General features: G+C 37.7%; 16 protein-coding genes and 1 tRNA gene. All 17 read right to left on the bottom strand.

The genetic code is table 11. From position 1 onward, the window contains the following. Nucleotides 1-20 precede the first annotated feature (20 nt). The gene (locus HT734_RS07880; RefSeq protein ID WP_173277433.1) at nt 21-329 is read right to left on the bottom strand and encodes a hypothetical protein; all 309 of its coding nucleotides are present in this window, start codon (nt 327-329) and stop codon (nt 21-23) included. 489 nt (nt 330-818) lie between these two features. Further along, on the bottom strand, nt 819-7,469 hold the full coding sequence (locus tag HT734_RS07885) for a S8 family serine peptidase (protein ID WP_173277434.1): 6,651 nt from the start codon (nt 7,467-7,469) through the stop codon (nt 819-821). Nucleotides 7,470-8,215: 746 nt separating this feature from the next. Then, a complete protein-coding gene (locus HT734_RS07890) occupies nt 8,216-9,001 on the bottom strand; it encodes an ABC transporter permease (protein ID WP_173277436.1) in 786 nt (261 codons plus the stop codon). A 1-nt stretch (nt 9,002) separates the two neighbouring features. Next, nucleotides 9,003-9,821 (bottom strand): ABC-2 family transporter protein, encoded by an 819-nt coding sequence (locus HT734_RS07895; RefSeq protein ID WP_173277438.1) that lies wholly within the window; start codon nt 9,819-9,821, stop codon nt 9,003-9,005. Between the two features lies 1 nt (nt 9,822). Beyond that, entirely contained in the window at nt 9,823-10,815 is a 993-nt protein-coding gene (locus HT734_RS07900; protein ID WP_173277440.1) for an ATP-binding cassette domain-containing protein, read from the bottom strand. Nucleotides 10,816-11,011: 196 nt separating this feature from the next. Beyond that, nucleotides 11,012-11,212, bottom strand: a complete 201-nt coding sequence (locus HT734_RS07905; protein ID WP_153196589.1) for a hypothetical protein — start codon at nt 11,210-11,212, stop codon at nt 11,012-11,014. 144 nt (nt 11,213-11,356) lie between these two features. Next, nucleotides 11,357-12,121: a class I SAM-dependent methyltransferase gene (locus tag HT734_RS07910; RefSeq protein WP_140834128.1), complete on the bottom strand. Its 765-nt coding sequence runs from the start codon at nt 12,119-12,121 to the stop codon at nt 11,357-11,359. Nucleotides 12,122-12,447: 326 nt separating this feature from the next. After that, nucleotides 12,448-13,329: a class II fructose-bisphosphate aldolase gene (locus HT734_RS07915; protein ID WP_001019001.1), complete on the bottom strand. Its 882-nt coding sequence runs from the start codon at nt 13,327-13,329 to the stop codon at nt 12,448-12,450. A gap of 140 nt (nt 13,330-13,469) precedes the next feature. After that, nucleotides 13,470-14,798, bottom strand: a complete 1,329-nt coding sequence (gene vncS, locus HT734_RS07920; RefSeq protein WP_140834126.1) for a sensor histidine kinase VncS — start codon at nt 14,796-14,798, stop codon at nt 13,470-13,472. After that, complete coding sequence (vncR, locus tag HT734_RS07925; RefSeq protein WP_000697944.1) at nt 14,795-15,451, bottom strand: response regulator transcription factor VncR; 657 nt, start codon at nt 15,449-15,451, stop codon at nt 14,795-14,797. Before vncR ends, vncS begins: the two co-directional genes overlap by 4 nt. Before the next feature lie 141 nt (nt 15,452-15,592). Then, complete coding sequence (gene vex3, locus HT734_RS07930) at nt 15,593-16,972, bottom strand: ABC transporter permease subunit Vex3 (RefSeq protein WP_061759467.1); 1,380 nt, start codon at nt 16,970-16,972, stop codon at nt 15,593-15,595. A 55-nt stretch (nt 16,973-17,027) separates the two neighbouring features. Further along, nucleotides 17,028-17,675 (bottom strand): ABC transporter ATP-binding subunit Vex2, encoded by a 648-nt coding sequence (gene vex2, locus HT734_RS07935; protein WP_000173751.1) that lies wholly within the window; start codon nt 17,673-17,675, stop codon nt 17,028-17,030. A gap of 12 nt (nt 17,676-17,687) precedes the next feature. Further along, entirely contained in the window at nt 17,688-18,965 is a 1,278-nt protein-coding gene (locus HT734_RS07940) for an ABC transporter permease (RefSeq protein ID WP_061759466.1), read from the bottom strand. Nucleotides 18,966-19,105: 140 nt separating this feature from the next. After that, nucleotides 19,106-19,191 (bottom strand) — tRNA-Leu (locus tag HT734_RS07945). 80 nt (nt 19,192-19,271) lie between these two features. Next, nucleotides 19,272-19,847, bottom strand: coding sequence for an isochorismatase family cysteine hydrolase (locus HT734_RS07950; RefSeq protein ID WP_049539920.1), 576 nt, complete (start codon nt 19,845-19,847; stop codon nt 19,272-19,274). After that, a complete protein-coding gene (gene codY / locus HT734_RS07955; RefSeq protein ID WP_000940740.1) occupies nt 19,847-20,635 on the bottom strand; it encodes a GTP-sensing pleiotropic transcriptional regulator CodY in 789 nt (262 codons plus the stop codon). The genes HT734_RS07950 and codY overlap by 1 nt, the downstream gene beginning before the upstream one ends. A gap of 277 nt (nt 20,636-20,912) precedes the next feature. Beyond that, a complete protein-coding gene (locus HT734_RS07960; protein WP_061759465.1) occupies nt 20,913-22,490 on the bottom strand; it encodes a DEAD/DEAH box helicase in 1,578 nt (525 codons plus the stop codon). Between the last annotated feature and the right edge of the window lie 7 nt (nt 22,491-22,497).

Genomic DNA, 22,497 nt, shown 5'->3' on the forward strand with positions numbered 1-22,497 from the left:
ACTTTATTCACTCTTCCTTCTTATTTTCCTTCTTTATCCGGAAATAGATAACCAATACCTACACAAGCTAGGACGCCTGCACCAATTACTAGACCACTTGAAATTGGCAAAAGGTTCAAAATTGCATTTGCGATGATGAAGGCAATAATCAAACACATCAGACTAGCCTTGTAGTCCTTTTTCAAAAGATTCTCTAGAGTGAAAAAGAGAAACAGGCCTACCGGAATCAGGGACCATAGGTTGACATCCAAACTTGGCCAGCCAACAGAACCAAAATACACTACTGTCACTGCTGCTATTAAAAATACAATCCCCAATAATTTTTTCATTTCTTTATCTCCAATTTCTTTCTAGAAACTTGAACCATCTGATATCGACGCCTCACGTCCCTTACACCAATCATTATAGCAGAGGTCAGTTTAAAGAACAAGTTCTTTTGCCTATCTGGTCTCTAGATCGGTCTAAGTGGTTCAATAATAGCCATAAAATAAGGAAATAGGTGAAAAACTTCCTTCCAAATAAAAAGGAATTAAGCAACCAAACGCTACTTAATTCCTTGAAATTGTCTCATCACCTCTATTAGCCTTTAAATTTTGAAAGACTTTATTTGCTAATCAATATTTGTCAATACTAACCCTTTCAATCAATTCATTAGTTTTCTAAACTAAGTCCATTAATAAATCCAAAAAGAGTATCAATAGTAAAGTAAACTAAATAATTGAGTTATAAATGGCTATTTTCACAAAATTGTTTCATCACCACACTATCTCATCTCAGTACACAAATCATTTTGCTATATCTTTTCTATAGCTTTGGTCTTAATCTTGATCTTTTTTCTTCAATCCAAGAAATGCACCTACGATAAACATTATTCCAGCAATGAATGGTGTAAAACCTTCTCTAACTGTTCCGGTTTTTGGCAATCTATCAGAATTGTTAGTATCCGATTTACTATCGATATTGGTATGTTTATTAGCTATATTCTCTGGTTCATTAAGATAAATTTCTTTCTTATTTTCAAAGTTTTTATCATTTTTATCAGGAACTGTAGCTGTAACATCCTTAGTTGAATCAGATCTTTGACTTTCATCTAATTGACTATAATTTACTTGTACAGGAACTGTAGTTTTGACATCTTTAGTTGAATCAGATCTTTGACTTTCATCTAATTGACTATAATTTACTTGTACAGGAACTGTAGTTTTGACATCTTTAGTTGAATCAGATTTGTGTGAATGATTTTCTCTTTGTAAATCCTCTTTTCTGTGACTTTCATCTAATTGATTATGATTTGCTTGCACCTTATCTTTCTTTTTGGATACATCAAAAGTAGGTTTATTTTCCTCTTCCTTTTTCTCCTCTATTTTCTTGAATACAGGTTTTATAAGGGTATCTTTTGATAGATTAATAACATAACCAGCATCTTTTTTCCCTTCGACACCAGAAATTTCCCAGCCATCAAATTGATAGCCTTTTTCTAATTCCCCCTTATAGACAGGTAAAATGAAATCTTCTTCCGACACTATCTTAGAACTCATTTCTTTTCCATTTTGAATGGTCACAGTCACCGTATGAGGTTTTAATTCGCTTACCTCTCCCGTATCTTTGTTTAAAATGAATTCTTTTACGGTTGTATTTCTTGCAAAATCTTTTACAACAATCTTAATGTTTAGTGTCTTATCTGTTAGTTGTTTAATATCATCAAATGATTTGTATTCTTTTCCATTTACATAAATATGTTTGTCTTGAATCTCACCATCGAATCCATTATTTCTTTTATCATTGATATTAAAGACTACAGATTTTCCCTTAGCATATTCAATACTAGTATTTCCCTTAGGATCAATGTTTACTTCTGGTTTAACATTATCATATAAAAATTGATAGTGTACTCCAACCGCTTTCGCATTCAAATCGCTATAGCCAGTTTGAAGATAAACATTTCCATCCATATCTGTTACCTTATCTGGGAATCCGTTTGCTTTATAGTCTTTCATTCCCCAGTCCATGATATCACCGTCTTTAACATTAAGCTTAATGTTAAAATCTCTAGTGTTATCAATGTGTAAATCTCCGTAGATTAAATAATTATCTACAACCGATTCATTAACTCGCAACTCCCAGTTAAAACCACCCTTATCAGAAATCTTACCTCTTAAATAAAATTCTGGATTTCGTACATAAATTTTATTAGATTTAGATGGATTAAAGTAGTTCTTGTCCATTGAAAGGTTTACTGGTTTTGCATCAATAAATAACGTAGAGCCATCTTCTTTTATAGCTTCTACATTGGACTTATCCTCTCCAGTGTACTCTTTACCATCCTTACCAAATAATACCAGTTTAGAAGGATCTGTTACAAGATTTCCATCTTTATCGATTGCCTCCCCTTTATCGTTCATTTTAAAGGTAAACACTTGATATTTTACAATGTTAAAGCCGTCTAAAGCCGACATTAATACGGATTGAGTACTTCTTCCATCTTCAACATTTCTACTATCAGCATAAATTATTTTTTCTGAAAGGACTCTTAGATTAGGATTGGTCTTTTGGATTTTTGCTATATCTTCCTTGTTATAGACTCCATTTCCTTCTAACATATCCGTTTTTCCAGGATTATAGGTAGTCACTTTTAGTGCATAGCCTTTTCTTAGAATAATGTTATCTTTTAACAGATATTGTTGTTTTTCTGAATCAGCATAGATTTTACCAGATTCCATGTCCGTTAAATTGTTTGGTTTGTTTTTTGAAAGATCTCCTTCTCCTAATTCTATTACATTCCCATAACTTGATGCATAGGGATATTCTGTCTTAGTTTCCTTATTTTTTTCAGGCATTCTAATTTTAGTTTCAGCTTTTATCTGATCATCATCTTTCACAAAGAATCTCATATCTCCTGAAAAAGCTAATCCATCCACAATATCATTAATATTAGCGTATAAATCAAATGTCATCGTTTTTGAGTGGGAATCATACTTGGTCGTTTTGATTTCTATCGATTTATATTTATTACCATAATATACCTTGGCATTTTTAGAAACATTACTTATCTTTCCAAGAATTTCAAAGTGTCCATCTTTAGACGGGCTTAGAACACCATAAATTTTTGATTTGATTTCGTCAAGTTTTTCAGTTTCATATTCTAAGGCACTACCATCGTCATAAGCAATGATATTTCCCTTATCATCGTATTTATAATCGTATTCTTCTGTCCTCTTACCAGTTTCACTTGTAAAGTCATCAACTTCTCTAAATTTCTTTTTAATGAGTTTCTTCAAGTCTTTACTTTCAAACTCTCTAATTGTTGAAATCGTTTTATGAATAGTCAAGCTAGATTTTTCTTCGATAGATTCTTCATTTTCTTGATGATGTTCTACTTCAGTTGTATCTTTTTTAAGACTATCCTCTTTTCTATTTTCTAAATTTTTAAATTTAGATTCGGCAATCTCGCCAAGTTTTTGGTATTTAGATGAATCTTGATCAGGATCTACTAGATAATAGGAAATCATCCCCTTTTCATCAGCATGATCAGCAAATTTAATTCTATGAATCTTTGTGAAATTGCTAGAGCCATCTAGTGCAATGACTTCAATGATTTTTCCTCTTAAATCTCCTGCACCATTAATTTCATAAATGGTATTTCCGTCTTTGTCAAGTTTCCTATTTCTTCCTTGACCCTCACCTGCATAAGTTACTTCAAGATTTTTCTCAACTTCTCCATCTTCATTAACCAGAGCGGCGCCGGCATACCAAACTTCGTTTGCAATCTCGTCAAATTTTTCAGGATGTTCTTTCTGATCTCTCGCAAATAGGGTTTCATTCTTGTATTGATCTTTTACCTTGTGATAAGTATCCTTTGTAATCAACTTAATTTTTTCAGGGTTTGAAAAATCAATTGAAACAATCTTAGGAGCTGTGTTATCAATTTTTACAGGAATATAGGAAACCTGCCATGGGTAATCTTTAGTTAATCTATATTTAAATTTATAGAAATATTGACCTTCCGCAATCGGTTCAAATTGACCTCTTATCCTAGTAGCTGGATCTTTGGTATCCTTGCTTTCTGGTGCATTTTCTTCTTTCCCTCTAGGATTATAGATGAGTCCATCCCATTTCAAGTCGCCCCAAACTTTTAGCTTAGAAGATTTGATTCCCTTTGCATCATTTCTTTTAGAGTTTAAAATTCCTTTAACAAAGTGTTCTCTCGAAATGACTTTTAAGTCTCTTTGATTTTCTCCCTCTTTATTTGTATTTACTATTGAAATCATTCCTTCTTCTGCACTTCTTAATACAAGTGGAGAAGGTGTTAATCCTCTCTCAAGTTGAGCATCTTGAGGATTTCCATTTGAATCTAAAGGATAAATTTTAGCAATATTAGAACCACTTGATGATGGTGCGTTGATCCCTTCGTTATTGAAAGCAAATAATTCTGGATTTTGATCTAGTGATGTTGTATTTTTATCTTTTCTATTTTGTATAACTCCTGCTGGATTAAATTTATCTATACCATGTTCTCCACCAATTCCCTTATTTAAGGTTCCTGGAATTTTTGGTTTACCATCATCATCATAACCTTCCATTGTTTTTGATTTTGAACCTTCTTCCCAGGCCCATTTATCAAGGATTGGTTCTTTGTTCCAATCCCCAGCAAATCCCATTAGAGGCATTGATAAAGAAGGTTGGAAATTTGTTTTCTTCCCATTGGAGTTTAGAGCTTCCATTTCTTCCACTGACTCAAAATGAATAAATGATTCTACGAATTTATTTTTGTTTTTTGCTTCCCCAACGTTTATAACCGCATTTAAATCAAAGCTAGAATTTGCTCCTATGGTAAAAGTATCATGCTCAAATGTGATATTTGCTCCTTTGACTTTTTCTGGGTGGATTTCTGGAACAATTTGCTTCCCATCTGGAGATTTTTCGTCTTTATATGTTTCATCCAGTTTTAGTCTATCAGTTAGAGCATCTGTAGTTATCGCTGATGCTGAAACTTTAAAGGTTAAAGGTCTGTTTGATGTATTGTGAAGCTTAATTGTAAAGTATTTTTTATCTCCTTTTATTTCTTTAAGAGAAATAGAACCATAAGAGTTTACCAAACCTTTAGAATCCGTGTTTTTAAAAGTAGCTACAACTTCATTTCTCAAAGCATTGGCCACATTAATTAGCCCTGCTCCCTGTTGTCTAGGTGATGCAAAGTATTGGCTTTTTTCTTTCCAAGAAGTCGCATCCATCATAGGCCGTGCAGTATTTTGTAGGGCTATTTTTGTAAGACTTGTAAGGTCTATTTTGTCATCTCCCTTAAGATTTTTCAAGGCAGGTCTTTCAAGCATTTCCTTTAACTTTGGTCTAATCAAAACAGTAGAAGCTGCCACGATTGGAGTTGCCATACTAGTCCCTGACATATAACCATAAGTTGATTTCCCATTAATGACATTGAGAGTGGATTTAATGTTTTTACCTGGTGCTGAGACATCAGGTTTTAAAAGTAAATCTGTTCTCGGTCCCCAAGATGTGGATCCTGCTGGAACTATGACATCTTCTTTATACAATTCTTTGTCTGTGTCAGGTGCAAACTTAAAGTCAATCTCTTTTTCGTCACCTACATTCGGTTTATTAGAATTATAGCTGGCCATATCAATTGGATAGTATTGCTCCAATTTATCTTTGAAATCTTCCTTACTATTTCTTTTAACCTCAGTTTTTTTATCAGGATTAATCATGTTCCATAGCTTTACACCATCATCTCCTGAAATTGAAAATACTTGACTTTTAGTCCCTTCATCCGCTTCATATCCCATGGCTGGAAGCTCTGTCCAATTATCTCTGTTATAGTAATTGACAGTATTTACAACCATAATGGCGCGTGCGCCCTTATCCGTTGCTCTTTTAAAAGCATCTTTTAAATCCTTGGTATAAATTCGATCCATTACTGCAATTTTGCCCTTAAGATCCAATCCTATCAAATCTTTGTCTTGACCTTTGCCTATATATATAAAGTTTAATTTACTAGGAGCTTTTGAACCGTCTTCATTTGTTGTGATTTTATTCTTATCGAAAAAGGCCCCTATATTTCTGTATTTAAAATTTTCTCCACCTATGTTGACTTTATCAAACTCAACTGTCTGATTTTTAGCAGAAGCGACCGCTATCGCATCTTCATGTGCTGCAGTTCGCGTTACATTTCCAGTGTCGGTCATTTTCAGATTATTATTTGCCACTAAATCCCATGAAGAACTTGAAGCAGAAGTCGCATAGTTACCCGTAGCTACAACCATTGGAATGCCTGCTTTTCTTAACGCTCTAATAGCTTCCCAATATTTCTCACCTACAAGACCTGTTCCTGTAAAGCCAGATGATACCGAAACAACATCGACATTGTGTTTGATCGAATCTTCAATAGCATGAAACATTGTTTCATCTCCTGCGAAGCCAGATCCTGCGTCAGAGTACATTTTATAAGAGAAGATCTGTGCATTAGGAGCAATTCCATCTATTCCGTTAAAGTTTTTAATATCTTTTTCAGTATCATTTCCCGCAAGAATCCCTGCAATATGCATCCCATGTGGATCAAAATAATCGCTTCCATCATCAGCTTTTTCTACAGTAATTTTGCCACCATTATAATAATTGAAAGCATGAGGAATTTTATCACTCAACCAATAATTTTTATCAGTACCTTTTAAGTCTTCTTTTTTAAATCTCATTGAGTCTTTGGCATCATCATCGATTCTCATAGCCTTATGCCTATAATCTGTCCCAGTATCGATGTTTGAAATGACCATACCCCGACCATCAAAGTTTTTCCCAAATGGAGCATTGATAGATTTTAGGTAATCTATAGCCTCTTCAACTCCAATTTCCTTTCTGGCATGATTCATCATTGGTTGGACTTTTTGTGATCGTTCAACCGATGAAATACCTTCTATTAGTTTAATTTTGTCCAGATTATCTGGAGTTGTTTCTATTGCAACACCATTAAAAATTCTATCATAAGTATATAAAACTTTTGTATCCTTAAGATTGGATAATTCCTTGATTGCTTTTTCTCCAGATTCTTTATCTTTAAATTCAGCAATATAGACAAGTTTATCCTCTTTTTTGGGACTTTTTGGGTCTTTACTTGCAGACGAGTCCACTTTATCTTCTTTGGATTGATTGGAATCTTCTTTTTTGCTTGTTGCTTTTTCGTTGTTAGCTTTATTATCTATCACAGATTCTTTACTAACAACTTCTTTTTCCTCAATAACTGTTGTTTTCTTCTCTTCAGTATCCTTTGAAGTTTCTATAGCATTATGAATATCTTCAAGTTTTTCTTTGTTTTCTTTTTGTTTATCTACTACTTTTTCTTTATCAGAGATATTTAAAGCATCTTCAGAGCTAGATGTGTCTGCTAAAACTACCTCATTAGGGACATATGCTGCTAAAATAACTGCAGCTGTGGTTAATGACAATACTGTACTTTTTTTCATTTTAATTCCTTACATATTTATTTAACTTCCAATAGATAGAAAACTTTAACTTTGCTAGCCTTTGTTATAAAAAGTTTTACTAAGTATTATCTAGGAAATAGAGTAGTACATTTATATATAATTGTTAGCTCTCTGAAAAATAGTATATCAATTAAAAAAATTTAAGTCAAGAAAAATTAACATGCGTTAATTTATTTTTTAATACGCATTAAAAATATAGAGTCCAAAACTTTCGTAGTTAGCTGGGGTACATTATCAGAACATTCACACCATCAAAAATAGTAGCAATCAACTTAAAGCACTAGCAGAATCACAAAGTCAAGCATCATTGATGAAATATCAGCGCTATTAAACAATATAAATAACCGCTAAGAATAAGGCTTAACGGTTATTTTCTACATATCTAACTTTTCAAATCCTCAGTCATATGTTCACCTATGACCTAAGCTTTACGAGTGGCTTCTCTAGCAACTAATACTCAATGAAAATCAAAGAACAAACTAGGAAACTAGCCGCATGTTGCTAAAAGCACTGCTTTTAGGTTGTTGATAGAACTGACGAAGTCAGCTCAAAACACTGTTTTGAGGTTGCAGATGGAAGCTGACGTGGTTTGAAGAAATTTTCGAAGAGTATAAGCTAAATCGGCGATTACACTTACAGTATAGCACTCTGAGAATAGATGGCAAGGAATTTTCATTTCTATTAAAAAAAGCCTGTCCTGAGACAAGGCTTTGATATTCTATTATTTACGAACCTGCACTTTCGTAGGCATCTAACCCTCTATCCCAAAGTTTAAGGGAAATGACAAAGAAAATAAGGGAAATCAACATCAAACCTCCGATGTTAAAGAGAACATCCTTGTCCTGCAAGAAATAGCTGGCAGGATAGTAGGCCGTAAAAGCAAAGGGCACGATAAAGCTAATTAACCAACGAAGTAGTGAATTATAAATGGAAATCGGATACTTGGCAAAGTCATTGAACATATAGAAAATGTAAATCATGGCGCCTGACTGCTTTGTCCAAAAAGCGATACTGGCTGTCGCGATTTTCAAAGAAGTATAAATCAAGGTCGCAAATGGTATGCAGACTAGAAAAAGCAGGAATTTAGGAAGAGTCCAAGCAATGCTGGTCACTGTTGTTCCCAGTAGAATGCCACCGACCAAGAGTTCTCCCAAAGCATCAATCTGAAAGGTTTCAACTAGGATGTGAAAGAGAGGATTGATAGGACGAGTCAGATACTTATCAAATTCCCCTTTTCGCACCAAACGCTGTCCCAATGCCCAGAGATTATCAAAAAAGAGATGGTCCAGTCCCTTGGGAATCAAGGAAAATCCATAGATAAAAGCAATTTCTTGAAAAGTCCAATCTTCTAGGGATGGGATGTGTTGAAAGATGACATTGAGAAACAAGAGATTCAAGCCTTGAGTCAAAAAAACTCCCAGCACACCAACCACAAAATCCACCTTGTATTCCATAATTTGTTTGATGTACTGTCTGATAAAAATCAGATGCATACGCTGATATTTTTTCATACTAACCTCCCTGAATGGTAATGAATGACTGGACTCGTTTCCAAATTAACTGAGACAAGCCCACCATCACTAAGAGCCAGAAAAACTGGAGCAAAAGCGCCTGAACAATCTGACTGGCATCGTATTTCCCAACAATGATCATGACCGGAGTATAAATCAAGGATGAAAAAGGCAGGAAGGAGAGAATATCTGAAACAACCTTTGGAAAGAAAGCCAAGGGAATCAAACTTCCTGACATAAAGGCCACTATGGAAGTCTTGAGTAGATTGGAACCCCAAAGATTTTTAAAGACAAAGGCTGAAAAACCAAAGCAGATATTAAAGAAAAAATTAATCAGATAGGCCAGCGTTAAGCTAAAAAGATAGAGGACTGTTAAGCTCAGTGCTTCTACAATACCTTGTCCAGATAAGATTTTCATCAAAACAATGACACTTAAAAATGGCAGGCCAACGCTGATAAAAATCAACCACTTGGAACCTAGCTCGGTAAAGAGATAAGAAGCCGCAAAATGCACTGGTCTCAACAAACGCATGATAATGGAACCATCCTTGACCTCCTCCCCAATCATAAAGGAAGAATCTGACCTAGTCAGAAGATTGGTCACAAAACTCATGATAATGTAAAGGGTGATATCCGCCATACTGAAACCCTGAATCAAGGACTCCTGTGAGGAATCAAAGACAGCCTTCCAGAGATAAAAAGCCACAAAAGCCCCCATAACATCCCCAATCCGATAGAGAATAAAGTTGACTCGATAGGTAATCAATTCCTGAACACCTGCATTGATAAAAGGTTTATAACGTCTCCACAATTTGACCATCTTAGAGCTCCTTTCGATAGAAGCGACGGATAATATCCTCGATATCCGTATCCACCATCTTCAAATCGCGGATTTCAAAATCAGACAGGGTTTGCTTGATAATATCAGCTGACTGGTAGCGGGAACTATCGAATTCAATGTTGAGACTATTTCCTTGTCTATCAATAATCATATCAGGCAGGCCTTCATAGTGAGAAGCGAGATGACTTTGACCTGGTAGCAGTTCAAAGGAGAGAGTTTTCATCTTGCCAAAGGTATCCTTGAGCTGGCTAACCGTCCCATCAAAAATCTCCTGCCCCTTATCAATCATAAAAATTCGATCACAGAGTTGCTCAATATCGCTCAGGTCGTGAGTGGTCAAGAGAATGGTTGTTTCTTCCTCCTGATTGATCTGAGTAATTGCCCGACGAATGTTATCCTTGACCGAAACGTCCAAACCAATGGTCGGCTCATCTAAAAAGAGAACCTTGGGATTGTGAAGCAAAGAAGCTGCAATGTCCGCCCGCATGCGCTGCCCTAGTGAAAGAGTCCGCACGGGATCCTTGATAAAGTCCTTCAAATCCAAGACTTCATTCAAAAAGTCCATACGCTTATGAAAGAGCGAGTCTGGCACATCATAAATCTCTTTTAAGACCGTGTAGGTCTCTTGTAAAGCCAAATCCCACCATAGCTGGGTGCGTTGTCCGAAAACGACTCCAATATCCTTGACATAATCTTGGCGATTGTCCTGGGGAATCTTGCCGTTAATCCGACAAAAACCAGATGTTGGTTTCAAAATCCCTGTCAGCATTTTGATGGTTGTCGACTTTCCAGCACCATTTGCCCCGATAAATCCTAAAATCTGCCCTTTTGGAACTTCAAAAGTCAAATCCTTGACCGCTTCAAAGATCTGCTTTTCAGGATGAATAAAGGAACGCAAAGCCCCCTTCAATCCCGGTTCCTTAACTGTCTTCACAAAATTTTTCTGAAGATGTTCCACTTCTATCATTGCCATATCTATCTCCCTATCGCAAGGAATAGCAACATTGTGTTTTTGACTACAAACATTCTAAATCCTTACTTTCTAAACCTGCTACATTTTATTATTACAGAAGGCTTTATACCAACCTATTATAGTCCAATAAAAACTAAAATGCAAGCGTTTGCCTAAAGTTTATGAAATGAGAGATTTCTCTCTTAAAATACTATTTTTAATTCAAAATCATCTTTTCATCCAATTTTCTCCTAAGCTCCTTCAGTATTATTTTTGTCAGTCTATCTTGGATTGTTTCAGTTGCATTTTCATTGAAATATACAATAAACTCATCGGTTGTCTTTCCAATCTTTCTCTTTGTGCCAATGTTTTTTAGTTCTTCCAAAAATTCTACTTTCCGTTTTTCAATTTCTGACAACAAAAAAGGAAGTATCTGCAATTTACCGCTTTTACTTCCTCTCTCTAATTTTCTTTGATTATCTTACTTCGACAAACTGAGATTTAGATTGTAACCCTTACGGAACATAAAACGGGCCATGCTCTTGAAGTATGTTTCATAAGATCATAGTTTAATGCTAAGTGTAGCTACATAGTCATTCCCATAACGTGATAATCGATGTCTTTTGTCACATGATTCATAAAAATCAATCATAGCAAAACCATTTTTAAGTTGTCCTCTAATCTGAGTTTCTAAAGTATGGCTAAATTCATATCCATATTCTGGATTTATGGTTATCTTTCCTTCCTCTTCAAGCTCTTTTGAATTAAAAGGTAATAAAAACTTCAAAAGCAGTTCCTCATCAGGTTTGTCCCATACAATATCAGCATCATACATGTATATCCAAGGATTCATAAATCCGACCATCAACAATCCACCCTTTTTCAATACTCGAGAGGCTTCTTTATACATATTTTCCAAATCCTCTATATATACATTTGAAACTGGATTAAAAATAATATCAAAAGTTTCATTTTCAAATGGAAATGGTTCTGTCATATCACCTTGAACTGTATTAATTTTTAAGCCTTCTCTTTTAGCAACCATCTCATCTCTTTGTAATTGTGATTTAGAAAAATCCATTATGGTTACATCATAACCTTTTACAGCAAAAACTGGTCCCTGTTGTCCTCCACCACAAGCTAAACCTAATATCTTTTTTCCGTTTGCTTTTTCAAACCATTCTTTTGGAACTTTTTTCCCAACAGTTAAGGCAACAGAAATTGGATGTTTCCTAGCTTCTTCTAATTCTTCATGTGTCAATGGCTCAGTATAGTCATTTTTTACATTATTCCATCTATCTTTATTTAATTTTATATAATTGTTCATCTTATAATCTCCTCGTATCTTTATATTATTTCGATTTAAGGTGAATAGGTTGCCATTCCTTGATTTCATTCTATTATACCATATGTTGAATTACTATTATTTCATTATTTTTTTAATTAGTATTTTTAAAATTTATTTAAACTAAAAAAAAAACAAAAAAGCTTCTCTAAAACCAAGATTACATTTTAGTTTTTTCATAGCATTATTGTACAAAAAATAGAACCTTTTAGCAACTTAAGATTGGTTCTTCTATAGTATATTCGCTATATATTCAGACACAAAAAACCCACCCAATGGGCAGGTTTCATCTGTATTATTCAGCTAGATTAAGCTTTACCTTCTGAACCGAATACGTCGATACGTTCTTCAACTGATGCTTGGATAGCTTTTACACCGTCAGCCAAGAATTTACGTGGGTCGAAGAGTTTTTTCTTGTCGTATTCTGCTTCGTTTGCTTCGTAGTCACGAGCAAATTTACGAGTTGCGTTAGCGAATGCGATTTGGCATTCAGTGTTAACGTTAACTTTCGCAACACCAAGTTTGATAGCTGCTTGGATTTGCTCATCAGGAATACCTGATCCACCGTGCAATACGATTGGGAATCCTGGAAGAGCTTCTGTCAATTTTTGCAAGTGATCAAGATCAAGACCTTCCCAGTTTGCTGGGTAAGGACCGTGGATGTTACCGATACCAGCTGCCAAGAAGTCGATACCAGTTTCAACCATTGCTTTAGCGTCTTCGATTGGAGCCAATTCACCTTTACCGATGATTCCGTCTTCTTCACCACCGATAGTACCAACTTCAGCTTCTACTGAGATACCTTTAGCGTGTGCTTTTTCAACAACTTCTTTAGCCAATTTAAGGTTTTCTTCAACTGGAAGGTGTGAACCGTCAAACATGATTGAAGTGTAACCAACTTCGATACACTCAAGTGCATCTTCGTAGTGACCGTGGTCAAGGTGGATAGCTACTGGTACAGTGATACCCATTGATTCAACAAGGTTAGCGATCAAGTTGCGAGCAACTTTGTAACCACCCATGTATTTAGCAGCACCCATTGAAGTTTGGATCAAAACTGGAGCTTTTTTAGCTTCTGCTGCGCGCAAGATAGCTTGAGTCCACTCAAGGTTGTTTGTGTTAAATCCACCAACTGCATAACCGTTGTCACGAGCTGCTTGGACAAATTTTTCTGCTGAAACGATTGCCATTTTATCAGGCCTCCTGTATATTTTTATGGGACATCCCATTTACATTGTTCATTTTATCACTTTTTGACAAAAAAATCTAGTTTTTCCCGTAGTTTCGATTGAATTTCTTCTAGCTTCATCTATGTAAACCCTTTCTCTCCCTAGTCTTGGGCGACTTTTGGAAAAGCTATGAAGAAGGTCAAACAATTCTCCTGCATCTCAAAACGATAAGGTAATTTTTCATGTTCCAATAGACTCTTGACCACAAAGAGCCCCATCCCAGACCCTTTGGCCTTGCGACTAGCATTGTCAGAAAAAGACTGGGCTAGTTTTTCTTGTTCTTCTGGGCTACAGCTATTCTCGATAAAAAGCTCCCCTTCTCTTTCTCCAATTCGAACTAAGCCACCTGGAACAGAGTGCTTAATGGCATTGCTGATGAGATTAGATAGGATCAACTTCATAACTGATGGGTTTAGATAAGCCTGCTGATGGGTCAAACTATTGTCTATCTGGAGTTCCCTTTCCTTAGCTAGCAAGACATAATCCTTAACCAGACTTTGCGTCATCTGGTGTAAGTCAATTTGTTCCCTATCATCTCGTAATTCCTGTACAGACGAGAGAGAAAGTATCTGGAGAACATGGTGATTAAGCTCATCCACAATTCCTAAGGCAACTCCCAGATAGTGGTCTCTATCCTTATAACGCCCGACATTTTCTTTCATGTTTTCAATCAGGATTTTCAAACTAGCCAGAGGTGTTTTCAATTCATGAGAAGCACCTCGTAAAAATTCGACCTTCATCTTCTCCAGCTGGAGAATAGCTTCATTCTTATCATGCAAGTCCGCAATAACAGTCAAAAGATGCTGGTAAAGGCTATTAATTTGTTCCTTGAGATCACCAATCTCATCCTTAGAATCCACACGTAATCGCACTTGGACATCCAAATCCATCATCCGACGGGTCACTCGCTTGATTTCCAATATCGGAGCAACAATGGTCCGAGCATAGATATAGGCTACCAAGAGGGAAATCAGAAAGGAGGCCAGCAAAGTATAAGGGAGAAATTGTAGACTAATCTGCTCTGCTTCCTTTTGCAAATCCATGGACGCTAGAAACTGGAGAATCATGGTACCACCGTCCTGCGTTGTCACCTCCCGCTCCTCAATAAAAAGCGAGGTTGTCTGGCGGTCTGTGTCCAGAGGAAGACTTTCCTTGACCTCCAACTTGTCCTCGGTCATCTCTCCCTTGACGGCCCCCTTGATATCACTAGTCTGGGAATACAGCTCTAACACTTGCTCGATACTCTGCCTATTCTTACCTTCTAGGGACTGGGCAATGGCTGTCGCTTTCTGGCCAATGGTTTCCTGACGATGACTCAGATAAGTCGAAGGAAAGAGAAAATAAATGGCTAAATGAAGGCAAATTACCAGAACACTAAAAATCGAGAAGGTATAGATAAATATCTTTTTAAATAAACCTGTTCGTTTCATTTTCGCTCCAATTTATAACCAACATTGCGCACAGTGAGGATGCAGTCCAAGTCCAGCTTTTTCCGCAATTCCTTGATATAGACATCAATGACACGGTCAAAAGGAACCTCATCTGTCACCTTCCAGACAGCATCGATTATCTGAGAACGAGTCAAGGCCCTTCCTTCATTTTTAACCAAATAATCAAGAATTTCCAACTCTTTAGCATTGATGGCTACTTCCTCACCTGCTAGGCTGGCACTGTAGCTCTCAAAATCCACCCTGGCATCTTTATAGGAGAAGATTCGTCCTGTATCATAATAGCGTTTGAAAATCGCATCTACCCTCACTTTTAAGAGAGAAAGGGAGAATGGTTTTTCCAGATAGCCATCTGCCAGAGAGGCAAAGGCACTCATCTTGTATTCCTCATCCTGAAAGGCAGTCAGCATCAATACAGGAACCTGACTGGTTTTACGAATCTCAGCTAGGACTTCTAGGCCGTTGAGCTTGGGCATCTGGATATCCAGTAAAACCAGGGCTACCTCATAGCTAGAAAATTGCTCCAGTGCTTCCTGACCGTCCGCTGCCTCAATAGTTTCATAACCACAATCCGTCAAATAATCACTGATCCCCTCACGGATCATCTCTTCATCTTCTACAATTAAAATTTTCATAGAAAAACGTTTCACATTCCTTTAAATTTCTTGTAAAGCAACTTGCTTTCATCCTGATAAACAGAGGATTTACCAAGACAAAACAGATAAAAATGCTACCTATATTATACCCCATTTAGGGGAGAATAGGTAGCAAGTTTGTTATTCGCTATCCAGCAGAAGCTCTTTGGGTTGTTTTCTGAGGAGATTGCTTGAAGCAAGCGCCATAACGAGAACCACTAGAACCAAGGCTAGGACAAAGACGATGATAAAGTCTGATGTCTGAATAGAAATATCTAGGCTCGACAAGGTCTTGCTAAAACCATCTACTTCTGCACCACCACCAAGGTTAGAGGCTTGAGCTGCCTTGCTGGCTTGCTTGGCAACACCTGAAGTGACATTGGCAAGAACAGTATTTCCGATTGCACGCGCTGTGTAAGTAGCTAAGAAGTAAGCAGAAACAAGAGCAGGTATGGCAATCAAGATGGATTCAGTGATGAATTGACCCAAGATACTTGCCTTCTTGAGACCGATAGAGAGGAGAATACCCACTTCCTTGCGACGGGCATTGATCCAAAGGCTGAGCAAGAGGGCAAGGAGAAGAACTGAGAAGCTCAAGCTGCCCCAGAAGAGGAGGTTGGCCATCTTGTACATGCCAGTGATGGATTGCTCAAGAGCTGGGTAGTTAGATGAGCTCTTAACGAGTGTATAGCTCTTCCAGTTGATACCACTGATGCCATTCAACTCTTTCATAACATCATCCAAGTTCTTGTCCGCTGTTACAAAGAAGGTTGCGTCCCCATAAATAGCTGTGTCTTCTGTGTAACCATATAGTTTAGCAGCCGTATGGATGTCTGTGATAGCTGTGTTCTCGTATAGTTCTTGTGAGTAGGTTACTGCCGACTTATTGTGACCATCAAAGAGTCCCTTGATTGTCACTTCGACTGTTTCCTTGGCACCTTTTTCATTGTCTGCATCGTAGATATTAGAGTCTAGTTTGACCTTGTCCCCTACTTTCCAGCCGTGTTTGGCTGCCAAGTCCTTGTGCATGAGAATCTTGTTTTTGTCATCGTTAGTTAGGTGCTCACCTTCGACCAACTTATAAGAACCAGAGACAAACTTGTCTTCTTTAGAAGAGTCATTGACACCTGTAATCATCAAGCTACTTCCAAAATGTTTAGCACGGTCAGGTGTCAGATTTTTCTTGGTTTCTGGAGTTTCGATAAGTTCATATCCACTCAAATCTCCAATGGCATTAATGCGTTTAACATAAGACTCGATGGCCTTATTTTCGGTGATTTTTTTGATATCTTCACCCTTGATATTACCAGCACCACGTGGCGTTCCTTGATTAACGCGACGATTGATTTGCATGGAGAAGCTGTTGGTGATATTTTTAAAGGTCTCCTGAGAAGCCTTGGCAGTAGCTCCCTTGATCGACAAGCCGACCAAACTCAAGCTCGCCATAAGGAGAATAATCAGGAAGATGACAATCGATTTGAAAAACTTCCTTGTAACATAGGCAAATGCGTTGTGTAACATAGGTTCCCTTTCTAGATTTTGTTTTACTTTATAGTTCTAACAGAAAAAGCTCATATTATTTCGTCGTATTGCGAGTTTCAGTCAGTTTCTTGTCCTTCAATTCAAGTGTAATATCTGACGCTTGTGCCACTTCTTTGCTGTGAGTTACGACGATGACACATTTACCTGTTTTTTGGGCAAGTGATTTGAGCAGTTCGACAATATCTCCAGCAGTTTTAGGGTCCAGATTTCCTGTTGGCTCATCAGCTAGAATAACTGGAGCTTCCGATACCAAACTACGAGCAATTGCAACACGTTGCTGTTGCCCCCCTGATAACTGGAGAACATTCCGCTTGATCTGACTTTCATCCAAACCAAGCTCAAGCAGTGTATCCTTGCTTGCCTTTTTGTTGACCAAGCGGATATTTTCCAGTGGAGAAAGATAATCTATCAAGTTATAATTTTGAAAGACCAGGGAAATATGGTGCATGCGATGGTAAGAATAGCCCTTCTTACGAATATCCTCTCCTTGAAAAAGGATAGAACCTTCAACAGGACTATCTAGACCAGCAAGTAGGGACAAGAGTGTGGATTTTCCTGCTCCTGACTCCCCAATAATACTGTAAAATTTCCCGGGTTCAAAATTATAATTGATCTGATATAGGACTGCTTCAGCAGTGTTCTTATAACGGTAGGTAACATCTTGTAATTGTAATAAAGTCATGATTTCTCCTTCTTAACTAATAGATGATAAAATTTCTTTAGGTGATTTTCTAAATAAGAATAGGAAACAAAGGGCTACAGATAAGCAACTAAGCAGAACTAGAAAAACATAGGATTCTGCAAATGATAGGATATTAGTTGATAGACTGCTTGCTTTAGCTAGTGTATCTTGTAAGCTTGCCTGATCTCCACTTGCTAGGACAGATTGGAGCAGATAGGATGTAATGGCGTTTCCTGCAACAAATGCCGGAAGCAAAGCACCGATAGATACCAAAACCACCTCTAAACAGAATTGTAGGAAGATCGAGCTCTTGCCTTTTCCAAGTGCCAGAAGGATTCCCACTTCGTAAACCCTTTCTCTCAACCAAAGAGACAAGACCAAAATTAAGGCTCCAGCTCCAGCTATCAACATCCCATAAAGGAAGATGGTCAGGAAGGTTTGGAAGGTAGCAACTGAGTCTTTGATTTGTTCAAAAGCCTTGCTTTCCTTCTCGACTTGGTAGCCTTGACTTTCCAAGACTAAGTTTTCCACCTGCTTCATAAGTCCATCCATTTCCTTAGGATTTTCTACATAGAAGCGAGCTGAACTGACTTGAGGTTCACCATTTTCCAAAAGGATTTGGCTACTTTCATAGTCTGTAAAGACTTGGTTTTCACTGAAGTCGGAAGATAAGCCTGTGAATTTCTCCTGTTTTTTACCAGAAAAGATGCCGACAATCTCAAACTCTACTGTTTGTCCTTTGCCAGATTCTGACTGTCCAGCATCCAAGCTAATCTTATCATGAAGCGTAAGACCGTTCTTCTTGGCCAACTCTTCGTGGATCAAGATTTTCTTGGAATCCCCTTTTTGAAGGTGTCGCCCTTCTTTTAGATTGAAAGCCGAGCTGGTAAAGATCACATCCTTAGATGAATCCTCAAGAGCTGTTAAACTAACCAAGTTTTTGTCTGCAGCTGATAAATCATCACGCTCCACGCTCTGCTCGCCACTCACCGCTTCCTTGTCTTTTAATTTTGCGACCGTCTCGAGTTCAGGAGAGACATTTTCCAGTCCCTTAATCTTGCTTACAGATACTAGGTCCGACAGCTTGAAAGTCTGACCATTTTCTATCTTCTTAATCGAAAAAGATGTGTTGAGTGATTTGTAAAGATTGGTTTCAACTGTTTTGTTGGACTTCATCAGAGTCAAACAGGCTGAAATTCCAGCCAATAGGACCAATAAAATTAGAAATAAAATAAAACTTCTCAGTCGTTTTCTGCTGACATAAGCCCAAGCTCTTTGGATTGGATTCATTTGTCACCTCCATATTTGTAAGACTATTATAAAATCCAAATATGAAATGTTTATGAAATGCAAAAAAAGAGCAAAAATTTTTTTGCTCTACTTGAATTAGATGAAAACAAAAGAGCTAGCCTAAGCTAACTCTTATCCTATGCGGAGAGAGGGACTTGAACCCTCACGACCTAAAGCGGTCACAGGATCCTTAGTCCTGCGCGTCTGCCAATTCCGCCATCCCCGCGTCGATTACTTTACTAGTATATCAACTTTTAGGACTCTTGTCAACACTTTTTTCAAATTTTTTTCATTTCATCAACTAAATTACTCTGAAAGTTCATTTAGCTTCTCATCTACTAACTTAGCTCCAAGTGTATTTTTGAAATGGCCTAGAGCAAATTGATGATTTTCAGGCCAGATAGAAGCAACGGCTGGTTGAACAATCTCGATGTCATATCCTAGATTATAGGCATCTATAGCTGTATGCAGAACACAGATATCCGTCAAGACACCTGTTAAGATAACTGTAGAAATTCGACGCTCTCTCAAACGAATATCTAGGTCAGTCCCTGAAAATGCTGAATAATGGCGTTTATCCATCCAAAAAACTCGACTGTCTGAACCATGCTCTTGATAAAAGGTTCCCAAATCTCCGTATAAATTCCGTCCACTCGTCCCAATCAAATTGTGAGGAGGAAATAGCTTGCTTTCTGGATGGAAACAATCGTTTTCTTCATGAGCATCAATGGTAAAGAAGATGTAATCTCCTCGTTCAAAAGCTAATCGAGTCACCTTACTAATGGCTTCCGAAATAGCTTGAGCTGGAGCACCTGCTGTCAATTTACCACTGTCGGCAACAAAATCTTCTGTATAATCAATCGAAATCAAAGCTTTAGTCATTAGTAATCTCTTTTCTTCACTTCTTCAAAAATATCTGAAATCAAGACCTTAAGGTAGGTTCCCTTCATTCCAAGTGAGCGACTTTCAATAATTCCCGCAGACTCAAGTTTACGAAGAGCATTGACAATCACAGAACGGGTAATACCGATACGGTCTGCAATCACAGACGCAGTCAACTGCCCTTCATTTCCATTTAATTCCCCTAAAATTGCTGAAACAGCACGGAGTTCGGAGTAAGACAGAGTATTAACCGCCATGGTAACAGCAGTACGGCGACGGATATTTTTCTCATCTTCTTCACGCTGGAAGTTGAGGAGTTGAATTCCAACAACGGTACTCGCAATCTCAACAAGAATCAAGTCCTCGTCTTCAAATTTTTTATCATTGCGCCAAATAATCAAAGAACCAAGGCGAATCCCTGATACATGAATCGGTGCAATGGTTGTCAAGCCATCTGGAAAATCCGAACGACTCTCTACAGGGAAAATACTCAAATCATGATCAACTGTCAGATTGGCTTCTGTATCGTAAATCATGTTCGCACCTTGAATGTAGTCATCTGGGAAAATCTTAGTTTGGAAGAATTGCTCTACACGATCTGTATTGGTTTTATAACGCATAAAATAACCAAGGAGACGTCCCTTGCTATTGACGATACAAGCGTTACAGTCAATAATATCTGCCAATTGACGGGTAATCGCATTGTAGGGAAGTTCTTCCTGCAACTGCTCCTCCGAGCGCTTCAGGATAGAAGTAATTTTTCTTGTTTTTTCTAGTAAATGTGCCATTTTTCACCTCGAATTTAATCGCTATCATTATAACATAAAAAGCTTGAATTTTCAATTATTATCTGAAAATTGCTTATTTAATTGCAATTTAGACTAGCTGAAATATTTTAGAAAATTAGGTTTTCTTGTTGACAACCTAATTTATTTTTGATATTATATTATCATAAGAAGATGGATGGATAATACCTTTCCATTTCACCTATCCTTTGCTATCACCATCTTCTTTCAACCTTGGTCTCCTTATATAAAAAAGCGATTCATTTTGAACCGCTTTTTCTTATTTGTCACCCTTGTTACGAATAACAAAGCCTGTTTGCTTTTCGCTTGAAGTATTGCGTGGTTTTTTATTGTCTTTATTACGGTAACGTCTGTCTTTATCAAAACGATCATTGCCACGACTTCCTTTTTTGAAATCATCACGACGACCATTGCCACGGCGATCACGGTCTCGACGGTCGTCCCCACGACGGCCTCCACGACCTCCCTTACCTTTACCACCGAAGCCATTACCTGATGGTTTAAACGGCAGTGGTTTTTCACGCGCAATCTCCACTTCAGGAAGACTATCTGGATCCTGAACTGTTAAGCTGAGAATATACATGGCCAATTCTTCAGGACTAAATTCTGAGGCCAATTGACGAGCATCCTTGCCAAACTTCTCAAAGTTGCTACGAATCTCCTCATTAGCAAAATCACGTTCGATTTTCTTAAGAGCTACTTGCTTTTTAGCTTGGAAGGCTTCTTCTGCACTTGCAGGTTTGAGACCTTTCATGCGTTTCTTTGTCAAGTTCTCGATGATTTGGAGGTAACCCATTTCATTAGGTGAAACGAAGGTAATAGACTGACCTGATTTACCAGCACGACCTGTACGCCCGATACGGTGAACATAACTTTCAGGATCTTGTGGAATATCGTAGTTGTAGACATGGGTCACACCTGAAATATCCAACCCACGCGCTGCAACGTCTGTCGCAACCAAAACATCAAGATTGCCATTTTTAAAGTCACGAAGGACACGAAGACGTTTGTTTTGGTCTAGGTCTCCATGAATTCCTTCTGCACGGAAGCCACGGATTTTCAGACCACGAGTCAATTCATCTACACGGCGTTTTGTACGACCAAATACGATAGCAAGTTCTGGTTGTTCCACGTCCATGAGACGGGTCATGGTATCAAATTTTTCTTGTTCTTTAACTCGGATATAGTATTGGTCAACCAATTCTGTTGTCAATTCCTTGGCAGCAATCTTCACATGCTCAGGTTCTTTCATAAACTGAACACCGATACGCTTGATGGCATCTGGCATAGTTGCTGAGAAGAGTAGGGTTTGACGGTTTTCAGGGACACGAGAAATGATCGCTTCGATATCTTCAAGGAAGCCCATGTTGAGCATTTCATCTGCTTCGTCAAGGATGAGAGTTTCAATATCTTGTAATTTCAAGGCCTTGCGTTTAATCAAGTCCAAGAGGCGACCTGGAGTTCCCACCACGATATGGGCACCAGATTTAAGAGCTTTGATTTGTTTTTCAATGCTGGAACCACCGTAAACTGAGCGAACTTTCACTCCCTTGCTACGGCCAAAGCGGAAGAGTTCTTCTTGACTTTGGACAGCAAGTTCACGTGTTGGAGCGATAACCAAAGCTTGGATGGTCGCTTCTTCTGTACGGATTTTTTCAAGGGTAGGCAAGCCAAAGGCTGCAGTTTTTCCTGTACCAGTCTGAGCTTGACCGATAACGTCCTTACCTTCAAGAGCCAAGGGAATAGTTTGTTCTTGGATCGGACTGGCTTCTACAAAACCAGCTTTTTCAATCTCTGCTAGCAAATCAGCAGACAAGTTTAATTCATTAAATTTCACGTTATTC

The organism is Streptococcus sp. k-90, assembly GCF_013277565.1.
In the GTDB taxonomy this organism is placed as follows: Bacteria; Bacillota; Bacilli; order Lactobacillales; family Streptococcaceae; genus Streptococcus.